This window comes from Myroides oncorhynchi (genome assembly GCF_020905415.1).
GTDB lineage: Bacteria > Bacteroidota > Bacteroidia > Flavobacteriales > Flavobacteriaceae > Flavobacterium > Flavobacterium oncorhynchi_A.
In genome coordinates, this window is sequence record NZ_JAJJMP010000001.1 from 4,056,535 (window position 1) to 4,074,901 (window position 18,367).

At 32.7% G+C, this 18,367-nt stretch carries 12 protein-coding genes and 1 other RNA gene; 7 read left to right on the top strand and 6 right to left on the bottom strand.

Annotated elements, in window-relative coordinates:
- Positions 1-9 precede the first annotated feature (9 nt).
- An RNA gene (gene rnpB / locus LNQ81_RS17730) (RNase P RNA component class A) lies at positions 10-324 on the bottom strand.
- A gap of 241 nt (positions 325-565) precedes the next feature.
- Here rnpB and murQ point away from each other — a divergent pair.
- From murQ to LNQ81_RS17750, 4 genes are read left to right on the top strand one after another with little or no spacing between them, the layout of a single operon-like run.
- Positions 566-1,384 carry an N-acetylmuramic acid 6-phosphate etherase gene (murQ, locus tag LNQ81_RS17735; RefSeq protein WP_229949062.1) on the top strand — a complete coding sequence of 273 codons (819 nt, stop codon included), beginning with the start codon at positions 566-568 and terminating at the stop codon, positions 1,382-1,384.
- Positions 1,384-1,617, top strand: a complete 234-nt coding sequence (locus tag LNQ81_RS17740) for a DUF6095 family protein (protein WP_229949064.1) — start codon at positions 1,384-1,386, stop codon at positions 1,615-1,617. The genes murQ and LNQ81_RS17740 overlap by 1 nt, the downstream gene beginning before the upstream one ends.
- A gap of 1 nt (position 1,618) precedes the next feature.
- Positions 1,619-2,002, top strand: a complete 384-nt coding sequence (locus LNQ81_RS17745) for a DNA topoisomerase IV (RefSeq protein ID WP_229949065.1) — start codon at positions 1,619-1,621, stop codon at positions 2,000-2,002.
- Between the two features lie 21 nt (positions 2,003-2,023).
- Entirely contained in the window at positions 2,024-2,821 is a 798-nt protein-coding gene (locus LNQ81_RS17750) for a TerC family protein (protein WP_229949066.1), read from the top strand.
- Between the two features lie 79 nt (positions 2,822-2,900).
- Here LNQ81_RS17750 and LNQ81_RS17755 read toward each other — a convergent pair whose 3' ends face one another.
- Entirely contained in the window at positions 2,901-3,584 is a 684-nt protein-coding gene (locus tag LNQ81_RS17755; protein WP_229949068.1) for a TrmH family RNA methyltransferase, read from the bottom strand.
- A 42-nt stretch (positions 3,585-3,626) separates the two neighbouring features.
- Here LNQ81_RS17755 and LNQ81_RS17760 point away from each other — a divergent pair, with 42 nt between their 5' ends.
- Positions 3,627-4,319 (top strand): SIR2 family NAD-dependent protein deacylase, encoded by a 693-nt coding sequence (locus LNQ81_RS17760; RefSeq protein ID WP_229949070.1) that lies wholly within the window; start codon positions 3,627-3,629, stop codon positions 4,317-4,319.
- 54 nt (positions 4,320-4,373) lie between these two features.
- Positions 4,374-4,793: a hypothetical protein gene (locus LNQ81_RS17765; protein WP_229949072.1), complete on the top strand. Its 420-nt coding sequence runs from the start codon at positions 4,374-4,376 to the stop codon at positions 4,791-4,793.
- Between the two features lie 87 nt (positions 4,794-4,880).
- Here the strand turns inward: LNQ81_RS17765 and LNQ81_RS17770 are convergent, their stop codons facing one another.
- From LNQ81_RS17770 to LNQ81_RS17785, 4 genes are all read right to left on the bottom strand, one after another.
- Positions 4,881-9,350 carry a hypothetical protein gene (locus LNQ81_RS17770; protein WP_229949074.1) on the bottom strand — a complete coding sequence of 1,490 codons (4,470 nt, stop codon included), beginning with the start codon at positions 9,348-9,350 and terminating at the stop codon, positions 4,881-4,883.
- A gap of 98 nt (positions 9,351-9,448) precedes the next feature.
- Positions 9,449-11,188: a hypothetical protein gene (locus LNQ81_RS17775; RefSeq protein WP_229949076.1), complete on the bottom strand. Its 1,740-nt coding sequence runs from the start codon at positions 11,186-11,188 to the stop codon at positions 9,449-9,451.
- Positions 11,189-11,205: 17 nt separating this feature from the next.
- Positions 11,206-12,948 carry a hypothetical protein gene (locus LNQ81_RS17780; RefSeq protein ID WP_229949078.1) on the bottom strand — a complete coding sequence of 581 codons (1,743 nt, stop codon included), beginning with the start codon at positions 12,946-12,948 and terminating at the stop codon, positions 11,206-11,208.
- Positions 12,949-13,521: 573 nt separating this feature from the next.
- Entirely contained in the window at positions 13,522-16,695 is a 3,174-nt protein-coding gene (locus tag LNQ81_RS17785; RefSeq protein WP_229949084.1) for a cytochrome c biogenesis protein CcsA, read from the bottom strand.
- A 208-nt stretch (positions 16,696-16,903) separates the two neighbouring features.
- Here LNQ81_RS17785 and LNQ81_RS17790 point away from each other — a divergent pair, with 208 nt between their 5' ends.
- Complete coding sequence (locus tag LNQ81_RS17790) at positions 16,904-18,103, top strand: pyridoxal phosphate-dependent aminotransferase (protein WP_229949085.1); 1,200 nt, start codon at positions 16,904-16,906, stop codon at positions 18,101-18,103.
- Positions 18,104-18,367 lie beyond the last annotated feature (264 nt).

Genomic DNA, 18,367 nt, shown 5'->3' on the forward strand with positions numbered 1-18,367 from the left:
GTATTAAAAATAAAGAGCAAACCTATAAGCCGGATTCTGTAAGTACCAAAGTACTCCCTTATCATTTATCCCGGCTATCAATTACTCGATAGCTCTATCTGCCTACCCCTAAAGCATCGGGCGGGCACCCTCAAACGCTAAATATACATGACATTTCACCGCATAGAGTTTACCTGGTTTCACTACAGCATTACCTGTACATACTTTCTGTTGCACTTGTCCTCTTGGCATGCCAAGGATGGGCGTTACCCATTATGCCTCCCTATGGTGTCCAGACTTTCCTCTATCCTCATTACTGAGAGTAGCGATAAGGCAGTTTGCTCGCTGCAAAAGTAGTTTATTTCAATCAACTCTAAAAACTATTTAGTATTATTCTTTTATTAAAGTCTACTCCCTCTTAATAATCATTATTCACAAGTTCTATTAGTCTTTATACATTTCTAATAAAACTACTATGCACTTCATATTTTGGCTAAAAATTATCATGTACATCAGTCATAATATTGAGTGTTAGTAAAGTATTTTGATTACTTTTGCTTCTATACATTTTTTAAAAACTATTACAGTGGCTTTTATAAAAATCACAGAACAATCTTCTAAATATAATGATTTAGACAAAATGTCTATCAATGACCTTTTACACAATATAAATCAAGAAGATATATCTGTTCCTTTAGCAGTACAAAATGCTATTTCTCAAATAGAAGCTACAGTTACACAAGTAGTATATAAGTTAAACAACGAAGGACGTTTATTCTATATCGGCGCAGGTACATCTGGTAGATTAGGCGTCTTAGATGCTTCCGAATGCCCTCCTACTTATGGAGTTTCACCCGACTTAGTTATCGGTATAATAGCTGGCGGCGATCACGCTATTAGACATGCTGTTGAAAATGCAGAGGATAACCCTTTACAAGGATGGGAAGACTTACTACACTATAATATTACCACTAAAGATATCGTGATTGGTATAGCAGCATCAGGTACTACACCTTATGTAATTAAAGCCTTAGAGCAATGTCAACAGAACAACATTACTACCAGCTGTATCACTTGCAACCTAGAGAGTCCATTATCTAAAGTTGCTGATTACCCAATAGAAGTAGTTGTAGGTCCTGAATTCGTAACAGGAAGTTCACGTATGAAAGCAGGTACAGCACAAAAACTAGTTCTAAATATGATATCTACTAGTAGTATGATTCAGATTGGAAGAGTAAAAGGCAACAAGATGGTAGACATGAAGATGACTAATGCTAAGTTACAAGAACGAGGTATACAAATGATCATAGATGAACTTAATATCGAGTACCCTATAGCAGCTAATCTATTAAAAGAACATCAAAATGTACGTTCTGCAATTGAATATTTTAAAATGAATAAATAATGGAACGAGAACCACAAACAGATAAAAAATTACTTAATAAAGGGGTAAAATACCTAATGATTACGTTACCATTAATGTTCTTAGGTCCTATCATTATTCACAGTTCGCTAAAGAATCAAGGTAATCCTTTGTTTTATCCTATATTCGGATTAGGATGTCTAATCTGTCTTACTTCAATGTTACTTTTTTTTAAGGGACTTCAAACAATTATTAAATCACTATTTGGAAACTAATATGAAAACTAAACTATTATACTTTCTACCTTTATTCCTTTTATTAGCTTCTTGTTATAATCAAGAAAGGAATTGTGCTAAATTTCAAACTGGTAAATTTGAATTTACAGCTGAGATTGATGGAGAGAAAAAAGTATCTACTTTTATACGAACAAAAGATTTAGAAATCGAAACATTCGAAGGAAAAACGGACAGCTCAGCTATTCGCTGGGTGAATGACTGTGAATTTGTTTTAGAAAAACTAAATCCTAAAACAATGGCTGACAAAAAGCCAGTAAGTATTAAAATTATAACAACGGATGGAGACGAATGTACTTTCGAGTACGGATATGTGGGAGACGCTAGAAGAGAAAGAGGAACTATAAAAAAAATAGCTGATTTATAATTTAATCCACACCTAAATACTATGGAAGTATTTTTAACTGCTGATGCTATCGTAGCATTTATAACATTGACTTTTCTAGAGATTGTACTAGGGATTGACAATGTTATCTTTATCTCAATCGTTACTGGTAAATTACCTGAAGAACAACGCAAAAAAGCAACCAAGCTAGGTTTATTCTTAGCTATGTTTATGCGTATTGGTTTATTATTTGGTGTTTCTTGGCTTATCGCTATGAAAAAACCTCTCTTTAGTATTAACTGGAGCTGGTTCTCAGCTGACTTTAACGGACAAGCACTTATACTACTTGCTGGAGGGATATTTCTTATCTATAAATCAACCAAAGAAATACACGAAAAGGTAGGCCATGTACATGACAATCATCCTATAGATGAGGCTCCGAATGCAAAGAAGATAGCAGCTAAATCATTTGGTAACATCCTGATGCAGATCTTAATGATCGATATTATCTTCTCTGTAGATAGTATACTAACTGCAGTAGGAATGACCAACGGTATAAATGGTGCGTTACCTATTATGATAGCTGCAGTGATTGTATCTGTGGGAGTAATGATGATATTCGCTGTACCAGTGGGGAATTTTGTCAATAAAAACCCTTCAATACAAATCCTTGCTCTTTCATTCCTAATCCTTATTGGATTTATGTTAACAACTGAGAGTATGCATATCTCTCATGCTGTACTGGCTGGACAAGAAATAGGTGCAGTACCCAAAGGGTATCTATACTTTGCTATAGCATTCTCTTTGGCTGTAGAGTTTATTAATATGAAATTACGTAAAAAGAGTAGTCCTTCTACTTAAGTCTACATTTTGAATAAAACAACAAATCCCTTCTAATAGAGGGATTTGTTATTTTATCGAATCTATAATATTACATAAATTAGACTTGTTTAGATTCTAAATATCGTTCAGTAACAAAATCGATATCTGTAATTGACTTTCTAGCCCAGTCTATTCTCTTCTCAAGTAATTGCTCTTTAGTTAACTTCCATGCTATATCCGAATTACGTACACGACTAGTTAAGTTCTGAATAATAATAGCAGCTGATACAGATATATTCAAACTCTCTGTAAAACCCACCATCGGTATCTTTATATAAGCATCAGCCTGTTCGATTATCTCAGGAGATAACCCACTTTTCTCTGTACCAAAAAATATAGCTGATGGTTTACTAATGTCAAAGTCTTCTAAGTGATTAGCTTCCACATGAGGAGTAGTCGCTACTATTTGATAGCCTTTGCTTCGAATATCTTCTAATGCTGTAGGTATAGAACTATATCTATGAATATCTACCCACTTCTCTGCTCCTAAAGCAATCTCTTTATCTATACGTTTACCAAACTTTTGTTCAATAACACATAAATCCTGTACCCCAAAAACCTCACAACTACGCATCACAGCACTTGTATTATGTAATTGGTATACATCTTCAGCTACAATACTAAAATGCTTGGTACGCTTATCCAAAACTTCTTTAAAGCGCTCTACCCTATTCTCCGTCAAAAATGATTCTAAGTATTCTAAATATTCAACGTCTTGAAATAGTTCTTTTGAAATATTCATTATTATATTTATTTTTAAGACAAATGCAAAGGTAAGAATATTATGCAAAAAAAATTAGTAGTACTTTCTGGTGCTGGAATGAGTGCAGAAAGTGGAATCAAGACATTTAGAGATGCTGATGGACTCTGGGAAGGACACGATGTAATGGCTGTTGCTTCCCCTGAAGGATGGAAAAAAAATAAAGAACTTGTTTTAAAATTCTACAATGACAGAAGAAAACAATTAATGGACTGTAAGCCAAATCAAGCACATATACTCCTAACCAACTTAGAGGAATATTATGATGTTACTATCATAACACAAAATGTTGATGATTTACACGAACGTGCTGGATCTACGAACGTACTACATCTACATGGCGAACTACTAAAAGTACGTAGTGAACAAAATGAAGAACTAGTTTATCCTTGGATGAAAGACCTACTTGATAGTGATTGTAATGAACTAGGACATACATTGCGTCCACATATTGTCTGGTTTGGAGAGATGGTTCCAATTCTAGAAAATGCAATACCTTTAGTAGAAGGGGCCGATATCATTATAATCATAGGTACCTCAATGCAAGTTTATCCTGCAGCTTCACTAATATCTTATGCTAAATCAAATGCACTAGCATACTACATAGATACCAACCCTGCTATAATTAAAGAAACACCTTGTAGAGTCAATATAATTAAAGAAAAAGCAACTACAGGTTTAGAACTCATAATGGATGAGTTAAAAAAAATTAACTAAAAGATATGATATCTTAAAAATAATACTACATTAGACTTCTAAACTATTCAATTTATGAAAAAACTAATTTTATTATTTTTAGCAACAGCTACTTTAAGCGCAGTAGGTTGTTCTAGTGATGATGGAGGTTCTAAAGACCTAAGACCTGAAGGATATCCTGAACAAATAAATTCGGTAGATCTAACAGATAAAAAGATAGGTGATGATGTTGTGCTAACTGGTAAAGGTTTTGACAAAACCAAACTAGGTGAATATCAAATAACATTTGTTAAAAAACTTCCTACAAAATCATCAGTAACAATTCAGCCTAGAGCACCTAAACCGGGTGTGTCTGATGGAAATGTAGAAGCTATTATTAGAAATATTGAGGATACAAAACTTATTTTTACAATACCAGCTGAAGCCGGCACAGGAGATGTAAGATTTGTATATAAAAAATATGAAACCCCAATAGGAAATTATCAAGCTAAATAATAGCAATATCCATATAAGGAGAAAGCCTCTAGACAATGTCTAGAGGCTTTTTTTATAACTCCTACTACTCTATAAGTTATTTTTTTATTATTTAGTAAAATAAATCACTGCTTTATAAGTACCTGCAGGGATAGTTGTGTAAATATCTCCAGTACCTAAAGTGAAATCAAGAAGACCACTTCTATTATTATACTTAATATCAGTAACACTTACAGCTACTAATTTACCATCGGCAGTATACAATTTAATATCAAACACATTAATATCAGCTCTACCAAGTGTATCAGGAGCCTCAACTCCTACTATTTCAGCATCATTAGGGCTTACAACTGCCTTACTAGAGAAAGTACTAACTACTTTATTTCCAAACTTAATATTTGTTTCAGAAACAGCCTCTGTAATATCATAAGCTACAGCACTTTTAAGTTCTGTTTTAAATTCCTCTTTAGTAAGTATCTCTTTAATTGTATTTGTTAAGTCAAGAACTTTTTTAACCTTAGCTCCATTCTCTTCAACTATCGTATAAAGCACATCTCCTTTTGTAGGGTCAACTTTACCATAATAAACATTACCTCCTTTTATTAAATACTCATTAAGAATATTATTAAATGCATCACCACTTCTATTGATAATATCACCTAAATTATTAGTAACGTCAGAAAGAACATCAATTACAATACCATCTGATTCTGGCATTTCTTTTTTGTAATCTTTACCAGGATTAGCTTTTAACCAAACTGCAATCTTAGCTTCACTAAAATAAATGTACTTAAGGTTAATGTCATTGCCTTTACTATCCTTTCCAGGCACAATTCTAACAAATGTATCTGTCTCTTGAGCGCTTAAATCAAACTCTTGCTTAACTCCTTTGTCATCAACAAATACAAGAATTAATTTTCCATTTCTTTCCTCAACTGAAACAGCTCCTTTAGTTTTTTCAATAACCTCAGTTACATACTTAATGTTGTCTCCTTCGTTGATAATCTCTTGAAAATTCTGAGATACAGCTCCTACTACGTCAATAAGCTTACCATCGGCTGGCAACATCGCTGTTTTGTAGTCCTTACCTTTATTTACAGGGTCTTTTCTCCAAGTGTTTATCGCTTCCTCACTAAAGTAAACATATCCAACAACTTTTTCAACATCAACATTGTTTACTTTAACTGTTTTCTTAACTTCTTTTATGTAAGTCTCTGTTTCTTGTGCGCTTAAATCAAACTCTTGTTTAACTCCTTTATCATCAACAAATACAAGAACTAATTTTCCATTTCTTTCCTCAACTGAAACAGCTCCTTTAGTTTTTTCAATGACCTCAGTTACATACTTAATGTTGTCCCCTTCGTTGATAATCTCTTGGAAATTCTGAGATACAGCTCCTACTACATCAATAAGCTTACCATCGGCTGGCAACATCGCTGTTTTGTAGTCCTTACCTTTATTTACAGGATTTTTTCTCCATGTGTTTATCGCTTCCTCACTAAAGTAAACATATCCAACAACTTTTTCAACATCAACATTGTTTACTTTAACTGTTTTCTTAACTTCTTTTATGTAAGTCTCTGTTTCTTGTGCGCTTAAATCAAACTCTTGTTTAACTCCTTTATCATCAACAAATACAAGAACTAATTTTCCATTTCTTTCCTCAACTGAAACAGCTCCTTTAGTTTTTTCAATGACCTCAGTTACATACTTAATGTTGTCCCCTTCGTTGATAATCTCTTGGAAATTCTGAGATACAGCTCCTACTACATCAATAAGCTTACCATCGGCTGGCAACATCGCTGTTTTGTAGTCCTTACCTTTATTTACAGGATTTTTTCTCCATGTGTTTATCGCTTCCTCACTAAAGTAAACATATCCAACAACTTTTTCAACATCAACATTGTTTACTTTAACTGTTTTCTTAACTTCTTTTATGTAAGTCTCTGTTTCAACTACACTAATATCAAAAATCTGTTCTTTGCCATCTTTGTCTTTATAAACTAATATAGTTTTACCATTTTCATCTATTTTAACACTAATGTTTCCTCCTGTCTTATTAACAATATTAGTAATCAACTCTTTATTACCACCATTATTAATAATCTCTTCAAAACTATTAGACACAGTACCAACTACATCGATTGAAGTACCTAAATTATCAGGCATCTGATCTTTGTAAAGATCTGCAAATCTACTATTAGCTTTTTGCCAAGTTGTGATTACATCTTCACTAAAATAAATATAACCAGTAACTTTACCAGAAGTTTTGTCTTTTACTTCTCTAACAAAAGTATCTACTGCTAAAACACTTAAATCAAATATTTGTTCTTTATTATTTTCATCTTTATAAACAAGAACTGTCTTACCATCTACTACTTTAACAGTTACATTACCTTTACTTTCATTGATAACATTGGTAATAAATTTCTTGTTCTCCTCTTTATTGATGATCTCTTCAAAACTATTAGATACAGTACCAACTACATCTATTGAAGTACCTAAATTATCTGGCATCTGATCTTTGTAAAGATCTGCAAATCTGCTATTAGCTTTTTGCCAAGTTGTGATTACATCTTCACTAAAATAAATGTAACCAGTAACTTTACCAGAGGTTTTGTCTTTCACTTCTCTAATAAAAGTGTCTACAGATAAAACACTTAAATCAAATATTTGTTCTTTATTATTTTCATCTTTATAAACAAGAACTGTCTTACCATCTACTACTTTAACCGTTACATTACCTTTACTTTCATTAATAACGTTGGTAATAAATTTCTTGTTCTCCTCTTTATTGATGATCTCTTCAAAACTATTAGATACAGTACCAACTACATCAATTGAAGTACCTGGCACATCCGCTGGCATCATCGTTTTATATCGACCTGCAATATCTGGATTAGCTTTTTGCCAAGTAGTAATCGCTTCTTCACTAAAATATCTATAACCTGTTACTTTTTTAGAAGTAGCATCTTTAACCTCAATAATAAAAGTATCAACCTCTTGAGAACTCAAATCGATAACTTGTTCATTACCGTCTTTATCTTTATATACTAAGACAGTTTTACCATTTACCACTTTAACAGTTACATTACCTTTGCTTTCATTGATAACATTAGTAATGTATTTCTTGTTCTCTTCCTTGTTAATTATTTCTTCAAAATTATTAGATACAGCACCCACAACATCCATTTTGAATCCTAAATCATCAGGCATTTGTGTCTGATAAAGAGGAGCCATTAATGCGTTTTCTTTAATCCATTTTGCTATTGCATCTTCATTAAAGTAAACATATCCTGTAGTAACCTTTTTGTCATTTTTAATCTCTCTAGAAAAAGTAACAATCTCCATTGAAGATAAATCTAATTTTACCTCATTTCCTTTGTCATCACGATAAACTAAGTATGTCTTACCATTCTCAGTTTTCACAGTTACATTTCCTTTTGTTTCTTGAATAATTTTTGTAATATATTCACTATTATTCTCAACAATTTCTTTAAAGTTATTTGAGATAGCACCAATTACATCAAGAAAAGTACCATCCTCATTTTTCATATCAGTTTTATAACTATTTGCCTGACCAGGATGAGCTTTAATCCACTTACTAATTTGAGCTTCATTAAAGTGAATGTATCCCATAATTTTAGTCTTACCAGCTTCTTCCTTGGTTATAGTTCTAACAAAAGTTTCTGTTTCTAGTTGACTTAAATCTATTTTAATTTCATTGCCCTTATCATCTTTATAAATCAAATAGATACGGTCTCCTTCAGTTTTGATACTAACATTATTTTTAATATTAGTAATGTAGTTCTCAAAGAATTCTTTTTTACTGTTTAAAATTTCTTCAAGATTATTTGTAACATCTCCAACAATATCTAATAAGACACCGTCTTTTTTCTTCATGTTTTTAACATAATTCTGAGCATCAGTAGGATTTTCCTTTTGCCAAATCTTAATTGCTTCTTCACTGAAATACAAATATCCTGTAGTCTTTTTATTAGCGTCTTTAACAACTCTAATGAAAGTATTTGTTTCTGCCTTGCGAATAGCATTAGTTAAGTCTATAGGTGATGATTTAACAACCTTACCATTAGCATCCTTAACTAAGGTATAAAACTCTTCTTTGGTAAAATCATATAATACAACTGAAGATCCTTTCAATGCATTATCGCCTCCTTCGTTGACAATAATATTAATAATCTCAGTAATATTCTTAACTGAATCAGATGTAGAGTCTTTAATTAGTTTAATCACCTCAGCAGTTGAACTAATTTTATCCCATCCTAATCCATTCCAGTAATAAAACCCTTCTGATTTTCCTTCTGAAGTAGGGTCAAGAGTTGGATTAATATTATATACAATTAATCCTTTTAAACTAGCATCTCCTACAGTTCCTTTAATAGGAGCTAATTGAGTTTTTGCCGTCAGTGCAACTCGAGGTAGTAAAACCCCTTTGTCATCAGCCTTAATATCTAAAGCAGATCCCACTGTTGGCTTATTTGTACCAATCCCCACTTGAGCATATCCGAAATAAGACATTGCAAATAAGGCAGCACATGTTATTATATATTTTTTCATAGTCTAATTTTTAAGTAAAAATTTACACTTTTCCTTTTAGGATAATTTTAAAGTACTGTCTAAAGTTTTATTAAACTCTAGACAGTATCTTTTTACATTTATTGAGCTGTATATTCAAATACAACCTCATAATCACCTCCTAGAATAGGTGTATAAACATTTCCATTACCTAAAGCGAAAGTAAATCCTCTATCACCATTTTTAACTACTTCTGTAACAGAATCAGCCACAACACCACTAGCGTTTAAAACAGTCACTTTTAATACTTTATCTAGCTTCAAGCTATTTTTAGCTTCTAACTTACCGTCCTTATCTAAATTATAAGGATTAATACTTACTACTGTAGCAGTGCTAGTCTCTGTTGCTTTAAACTCGCTATCATAAGCCCCAGATATCTTTAATGATCTTACTGCTTTATAAATTTCTTTACCATTAATAAATTGTTTTGTAGAAGCATCTGAAGCAGTTAAAACATCAACTTTAATCAAATTATTAATCGTTTTAATTACCTCTGGATTATTAGTAATGTTAGTGATAATATCTTGAGAGATATCAATCTCTTTTTTCACTTTATTCTCATCCATTGTATATAAAACCTGTTTTTCATCTACCCCTGGAGTACCTGTTGACATGTAACCAAAATAAACGTTTCCGCCATTAGTGTTATAGTTGTTTACTACTTTGAATAATTCCTTTTTCAAGTTCTCATTATTAGTAACAGAAGTAATAACATCAGCAGTTAAGTTTATATAATTTTTAGCCCCTGTTAACTCGCTAATATATTCATAAACGATAGTCCCTTTGTCTGTAACAGCTCCTTTTACATCAGCATCTACAGCTGCTACTGGAGCAGTTCCGTCAACATTTTTCCATACTTGAACTTTTGTTACAGTTTCCAATGTATTAAACAAAACTTCTTCTTTTGCTCCATCTTTATTGATAATGAACTTTTTATTTACAGCATCAAGAGTCAAACCTCCATCAGTTTTTGAAATAAATTCTTGTAAGGTAGTAGAGTTATCATTAATTAATTTAGAGAAGTCATTAGACACCGCTCCTACTACATCCACCTTAATACCTCCATCTGCTAGACTCATGTTCGTCTTAGGATCTTTTCCTTTATTTGCATCTGCTGCAACCCAATCACGAACAGCTTTCTCTCCAAAGTAAACATACAATTTAACCAATTTAGGATCAGCTGTATAAACTCCTGCAGCATCTGTTGCCATAATAAATGTCTCAGTTTCTGCTCCTTGAACTAATTCACCAAAAGAAATAACTTGTTTAGTATAAGTTACTAATCCTGTAGCGGCATCTTTTGTTGGAATCAAATACTGTAATTCACCTTTTGCTGGATTTGAACCAGGACCTGTCTCTGGTTTAAATACAACCATAAAAGATTTATCAGTGTCTCCAGGTTTAGTTCCTCCGTCGATAATATTATCAATTTTAGTATTGATATCTGTTATCTTAGTATTGAACTCATTTGTAACATTAGTAATAGCAGTATCTAATTGAGTTTGAGAAGTAATTAATTCCCATTTTTTAGATACTTCTGACCAATAATGAAACCCTACTTTTATCTCGTCAACTCCAGTAGCAGCTGCTTTAGGTGTGTTATTATAAACTAACACTCCTTCTACTGCTGTTCCCTCTAACCCAAAAGTTTTTAAGTCTCCAATCGCTAAACGAGGAATTAAAACCCCTTTCTTATCAGCTTGTATTTCTAAAGCTGCTGCTGGGTTTACTTTTTTAACTCCAATACCTACACCTGGTTTTTGTGCAAAAGCTCCAACACTTAATGTTAAAACTAATAATGTAATTATATTTTTTTTCATGATTTCGATTTAAAAAATTATTGAATAGCTTCAGCTTCTGTTTGAGTCATTGAACTTAAATATTCCAATACTACATTGTACTGTTTTGCAGGTAATACTTGGTACATTTTTCCAACACCAAAACTAAAATTAACAGCAGTATCTCCTGTAGGAACAACATCTGTAGCAGTTGTCATCACTAATTTATCTCCATCAAAAATTTGAACAGACAATAATCTTGAGAATTTAGTAACTGGTATCCCAGCACTAAATGTACTATTATAATCTACCTCATTAGTTGCCCCCTCAGGTTTACCTTTTGCAACAGTAGCTGTAGTAGCAACTTTTAAAACTGCCTTACTATTGATTAATTGTTTTGTATAAACTGGAGTAGCTTTTACATCAACTTTAATCAAATTATTAATCGTTTTAATTACCTCTGGATTATTAGTAATGTTAGTGATGATATCTTGAGAAATATCAATCTCTTTTTTCACTTTATTCTCATCCATTGTATATAAAACCTGTTTATCCTTAGCTGGATCAGGAGTACCTGTTGTCATATATCCAAAATAAACGTTTCCACCATTAGTGTTATAGTCGTTTACTACTTTGAATAATTCCTTTTTCAAGTTCTCATTATTAGTAACAGAAGTAATAACATCAGCAGTTAAGTTTATATAATTTTTAGCCCCTGTTAACTCGCTAATATATTCATAAACGATAGTTCCTTTGTCTGTAACAGCTCCTTTTTCATCAGCATCTACACCTGCTACTGGAGCAGTTCCGTCAACATTTTTCCATACTTGAATTTTTGTTACAGTTTCCAATGTATTAAACAAAACTTCTTCTTTTGCTCCATCTTTATTGATAATGAACTTCTTATTTGTAGCATCAAGAGTCAAACCTCCATCAGTTTTTGAAATAAATTCTTGTAAAGTAGTAGAGTTATCATTAATTAATTTAGAGAAGTCATTAGACACCGCTCCTACAACATCCACCTTAATACCTCCATCTGCTAAAGTCATTTCTTTTTCAGCAACTTTACCAGCATTAGCTTGTTTTCCTTTCCAATCACGAACAGCTTTCTCACCAAAGTAAACATATAATTTAACCAATTTAGGGTCAGCTGTATAAACTCCTGCAGCATCTGTTGCCATAATAAATGTCTCAGTTTCTGAACCTTGAACTAACTCACCAAAAGAAATCGCTTGTTTAGCATAAGTTACTAATCCTGTAGCGGCATCTTTTGTTGGAATCAAATACTGTAATTCACCTTTTGCTGGATTCGCGCCTTGACCTGTCTCTGGTTTAAATACAACCATAAAAGATTTATCAGTATCACCAGGCTTAGTTCCACCATCAATAATATTATCAATTTTAGTATTGATATCTGTTATTTTAGTATTAAACTCATTAGTTACATTACTAATAACATTATCTAATTGAGTTTGAGAAGTAATTAATTCCCATTTACCACCATTCGCTTTTGACCAATAGTGGAATCCTACTTTTATCTCTTCAGTAATAGGAGCTGTAGTACTACCAGCTTTTGCTGTAATATTGTAAACAAGTACTCCTTCTACCGCCTCACCATCTAAACCAAAAGTTTTTAAATCCCCAACAGTTAAACGAGGAATTAACACCCCTTTATTAGGCGATTTAATTTCCAGCATTGCAGCACCATGTGGTAGGGATGTCCCAATACCAACACCTGGTGTTTGTGCATACGTAGTTGCTCCTAGAGCTAACAAAAACAGAGTAGTAATTTTCTTTTTCATGTTTAAAAAAATTTATTTTAAATGTTTTACTAATTGTAATGGAGTGATTAAACGATTTCAAAATTGTTAATCAATCCCTAATTACTTGCTTTCAGAATAAGACATAGCTTAAATCTTAAACATTTTGTACTACAAAGTTATAAAAAAAACAACTTAACAAACATCAAATGTTAAAATTTCATTATTATACATATAAATTAACCTTATTTAAACATATATATACTTTTAAAGATAATTCGCTCTATTTATGTAATTTTTACCCTATTTAGCTGTAAAATATTCACAATTCTATTTCATCTATTTTGTTTTTTAAAACAATTATTCAGTTATAAAGCGTAAATAAGCAAATAAAAGAAACTTAAAAACTTAAATTATACTAATTAAATACTTTTTATACATTTTAGTTAACAATATACTAATAAAAAGAATCAATTATCTATATTTTTCCCCTTTAATTCAAGAAGTTCTACTCTTTTTTTTAAGAATTACTTAATTCTAAAGCATAAAAAAAGCTCAGCCTCTTTTCAGAAACTGAGCTTTTTTTTGCATCCGTTTATATATTATCTTGAGCAACTACTTCTTCAAGTACTTTTTATATTTAAAAAATGATAACACACTTAATATTATTACAAAACCTAATGACCACCATATAATAGTAGGTGTAATTACTTTATCACCAGAAGCATAAGAATGTAATCCACTTAAGTAGAAGTTCACTCCGAAGTACGTCATCATGATCGAATAATAAGCCACTACACTAAATACATTATATATCCATGTCCCACGCATAGCAGGTACTAATCTAGCATGGATAACGAAAGCATAAATCATAATACTAATTAACGCCCACGTCTCTTTGGGATCCCATCCCCAATAACGTCCCCAGCTCTCATTAGCCCATTGACCTCCTAAGAAGTTACCGATAGTTAATAAGACCAGACCTACTGTAAGAGCCATCTCATTAATATACGTCAACTCTTTAATATTAAGATCCATCTTTTTCTTATTCTTGTCATTTGTAAGGATCATTAATAATAATGTCACTACCCCTAAAATCATCCCTAGAGTAAATGGTCCATAACTTCCTACGATAACAGCTACGTGAATGATTAACCAATATGAATTAAGTACAGGTTGCAAATTCGCAATAGCTGGATCCATAAAGTTTAAGTGTGCTCCCCATAAAATCATTCCTGCTACAAATGCTGTAGAGGCTATCGTAAGTTCTGACTTACGTCCGAAATACAATCCAAACAATGCTGTAGCCCATGCTACATAAATAACTGACTCATACGCATCACTCCATGGAGCATGCCCTGATACATACCATCTTACTGCTAATCCTAAAGTATGAATAGCAAATAATAAAACCGTAGCCCAGCTACCTACTTTTATCATTGTCTTATTAATACGTCTAGGTTTTAATATCTCTGATATAATAAATATGAATAACAAAATAGCTGCTAACATATAATAACTATATAATGTCTTAAAGATATCATACTTGTTATATTTTATCTCAAATTGAATCTTATCTTCTGATGGTATTACTTTTTTACCATAAGCATTTTGGAATGTTTTTAAACTTTGTAAATATTCATCTGCCTTCGCATAGTTACCTGTCTCCTTTGCCTCAAATAAAGCTGGTACATACATTCTAGGTAATATACTCTTCGTGAAGGTAGAATCCATTCCTTTAAGACCTACTTCATTTAACTCTAATGGAGATACCCACTTATCATTATCATGCCCAGGTACAGGGAATATCGTTAACATACGTGTGGTAAAAGCAGCATTTAATAATGCCATCTTAGAATCTAAGTCTAAAAAGTCTGTCTGAAACTTATTCTTTACAGTTTCGTGATTTGCATCCTCTACTACTTTGGCTAATCTATAATTACCATTATCATCAAAAAAATCTATAAATGCAGCATACTTAGTCCCTTTAGGTAACTTAAGTACTTCTAATACTTTTTCATTTCCTCTTGGTAGTTGCACGATAGGAGCATAATACCAGAAGTTAGGTGCTCCTTGTATTTGTTGTGCTACTGTAAACTGTGTCATCGATAAGAATACTTGATCTGGATTTAGTCCTAGATAAGACTCTCCCTTATATACTTTACGCAATAATTCTGATGCAAAAGTATTCACAGGTTTCATACGTCCTCCGAAATCCTGAATCACTAGCTCACCAAACTTAGCAGCATGCTCTTTATCTACAGCAGTTGATTTTACTAAAGAATCAATCATCACCTGACTTGGACGCATAGGTGTATCGTGATTATGCTGTGCAAAAGCTCCTACTGATAAGAACAGTAATAACATGGTAAGCATAGAAGCTTTCTTCTCTCTTATTTTATCAAGTTTTCTTTTCAAATCTCCGAATCTAGTATTCTTGTCAAATAATATAGCTAACATTCCTACATATAATAAGAAGTACCCAATATAAGTAATCCATGTTCCCCAGAAATCGTGGTTAACTGATAAGATAGTACCTTTCTCATCTCTGTCAAACTCTGCTTGGAAGAAACGGTACCCTTTGTGATCTAAGATATTATTCATATAGATACGCGCATCGAAATTCTCCGCTCCATCTAATACAGTCACTTGACTTTCAAATGACGCATAGCTACTCTCTGTACCAGGATATTTCTCAGCTATAAACTTGTTTAGTTTTATCTGGAATGGCGTAGTATATACTTTACTACCATATAATAATGTAAATTCTAAATCACCTAATTTAAATGACTGAGGCTCTCCCATTCTTCCCCCTTTACCCATCAGAGTTACTTCCTCCTCTTTCCCTTGAGAACGAACAGTAAGTACTAGAGCATCTGTATTTCTTTTATTTTTAAAATCACCGTCTGATTTCAGAATCATTTTACCTTTAATAGGCATATCTGGCAGTACGAACTGTGTACCAGCCATATTATATAATGATCTAAAGTTTAGTGGTGATTTAGTACCAGCCATCACGTCGCCTTTTGACTGGTCAGCCATCCTCATAAATGTACCTCCAAAAGGAGTTTCCATAAAATAGTTATCCCCTTCCTTTATAATGTTGATTGCTCCATCCGTAGGTTTATTAAATGAAAACAATACATTGTGAATACTCGCTACTTCTCCTTCTTTAAGATAATGCTCATGACGTTCACCATCACCTGATTCTACTAATTTTAAGAATAATGTTCCATTAGGATCTTCTGCTATCGCTTCTTGAGCTCCCATGATATAATCCTTATATTCTATTTCAAAAGGAACGCCATTAAAATCTTCTTTCATTTTAAAATGGTTGTCCGTTACTGATGAGAATAGAATAGGTTTTTCGAAAGTACGTCTACGAGCTTCTCCTTCATACTCACCGTCAGTCATCACAGTAAGGAATGTTTTATCAGAAAAAATCTGATCTGCAGTCTCACCCTCTCTAATAGGCATCATTCCCTCGAAACTAATATAACGCGTAATTAATGCTCCGATAAGAATCAAGATAAATGAAACGTGTAACAGTAAGGTAGCCCACTTTTCTTTACTCAATAATCTGTATCTCTTAATATTCCCAATAAAGTTAATTAGGAAAAAGAACATAATAAACTCAAACCATTTGGTATTGTATATTAGAATACGTGCAGTAGTTGTGTTATATCGATCTTCAATGAATGTCCCTGCCGCTAATGCGATAGCATAAACGATAAAAAGAACAGCCATTAACCGAGTCGAAGAAAAAAAAGATATTATTTTTTTATCCATGAGATGTTAATATGTTGTTTTAATAGTGCAACAAAAATAACCAAAAACGTCAGTAATTCAGTATATTTAACTTAATATTTAGTAATCGATTTGTTGTATAATTTCACATAAAATAAGTTACATTTGCCTTAGTAATTTTCTATAGAATTATTGATTTCAAACCAATAGTGATTTAGTTGCTTACTATGTTTATTTAAATTTCAAAACTATGCCTAAGATTTCAAACAAAGGGCTTCAAATGCCTGAATCACCAATTAGAAAATTAGTACCTTTTGCAGAGGTTGCAAAACAAAAAGGACACCATGTATACCATTTAAATATAGGTCAACCAGATATCAAAACTCCTGCTGGAGCACTACAAGCTGTTAAAGATGCTAACTTCGAAGTATTAGAATACAGTCACTCTGCTGGAATCGAAAGCTATAGAAAAAAACTATCAAAACACTATAAAGACCAAAATCTTAATGTAGATGTAGCTGATATTATCGTGACTACTGGTGGATCAGAAGCGCTACTTTTTGCATTAGGAAGTACGATGGATCACGGAGATGAGATCATCATCCCTGAGCCGTTCTATGCTAACTATAATGGGTTCTCTACTTCTAATGGTGTAAATATAGTTCCTGTCATGTCTTCTATCCATGACGGATTTGCATTACCTGCTATTGCAGAATTTGAAAAACTTATCACTCCTAAGACTAAAGCTATTCTAATCTGTAACCCTGGTAATCCTACAGGGTACCTATATTCTGAACAAGAGATGAAACAGTTAACAGAGTTAGTTGTTAAACATGACTTATTCTTAATCGCTGACGAAGTATATAGAGAGTTCGCTTATGATGGATATAAACACATCTCTGTGATGAGCATTCCAGAACTAGCTAACCACGCTATTATGATCGACTCTGTATCTAAGCGCTACAGTATGTGTGGAGCACGTATAGGATGTATCGTTTCTAAAAACAAAGACCTTATGGCTGCAGCAATGAAGTTTGCTCAAGCCCGTCTTTCTCCTCCTACTTTTGAACAAATCGCAGCTGAAGCTGCTCTTGAGACTCCTAAATCTTACTTCGATGAAGTAATCACGGAATATAAAGAAAGAAGAGATGTATTTATCACTGCTCTTCAACAAATAGAAGGAGTACAAGTGACTATGCCTCACGGTTCTTTCTATTGTGTAGCTAAGTTTCCTATCAAAAATGCGGACAACTTCGCTAAATGGTTATTAGAAGAATATGACCTAAACGGAGAAACTGTAATGATTGCTCCTGCTGCCGGATTCTACTCTACACCAGGTGTTGGATTAGACGAGGCTCGTATGGCTTACGTTCTTAAGAAAGAAGACTTAATCCGCTCTGCAGAGATATTAAAAGAAGCGCTTAAAGCGTATCAAGTTATAGAAAAGTAGTCTAACTACTTTTCATCCTAAACCACCCTATAGGGGTGGTTTTTTTATGTCTTTTAGACAATATGACAACATATACCTCTTCTATAAACAAACTAATCTTTATAGTACATAATTAAACCTCTATACTCAACATACAACTATACTAAAAACAACAATAGCGCTTAATGCTAGAAAACACAAAGCTTAATGCCAACTCCTTCAACACTTCTTCATCATTCCTCAAGATTGCTCTATAAAACAAGCTTTTTGTTGAACCAATTGTGA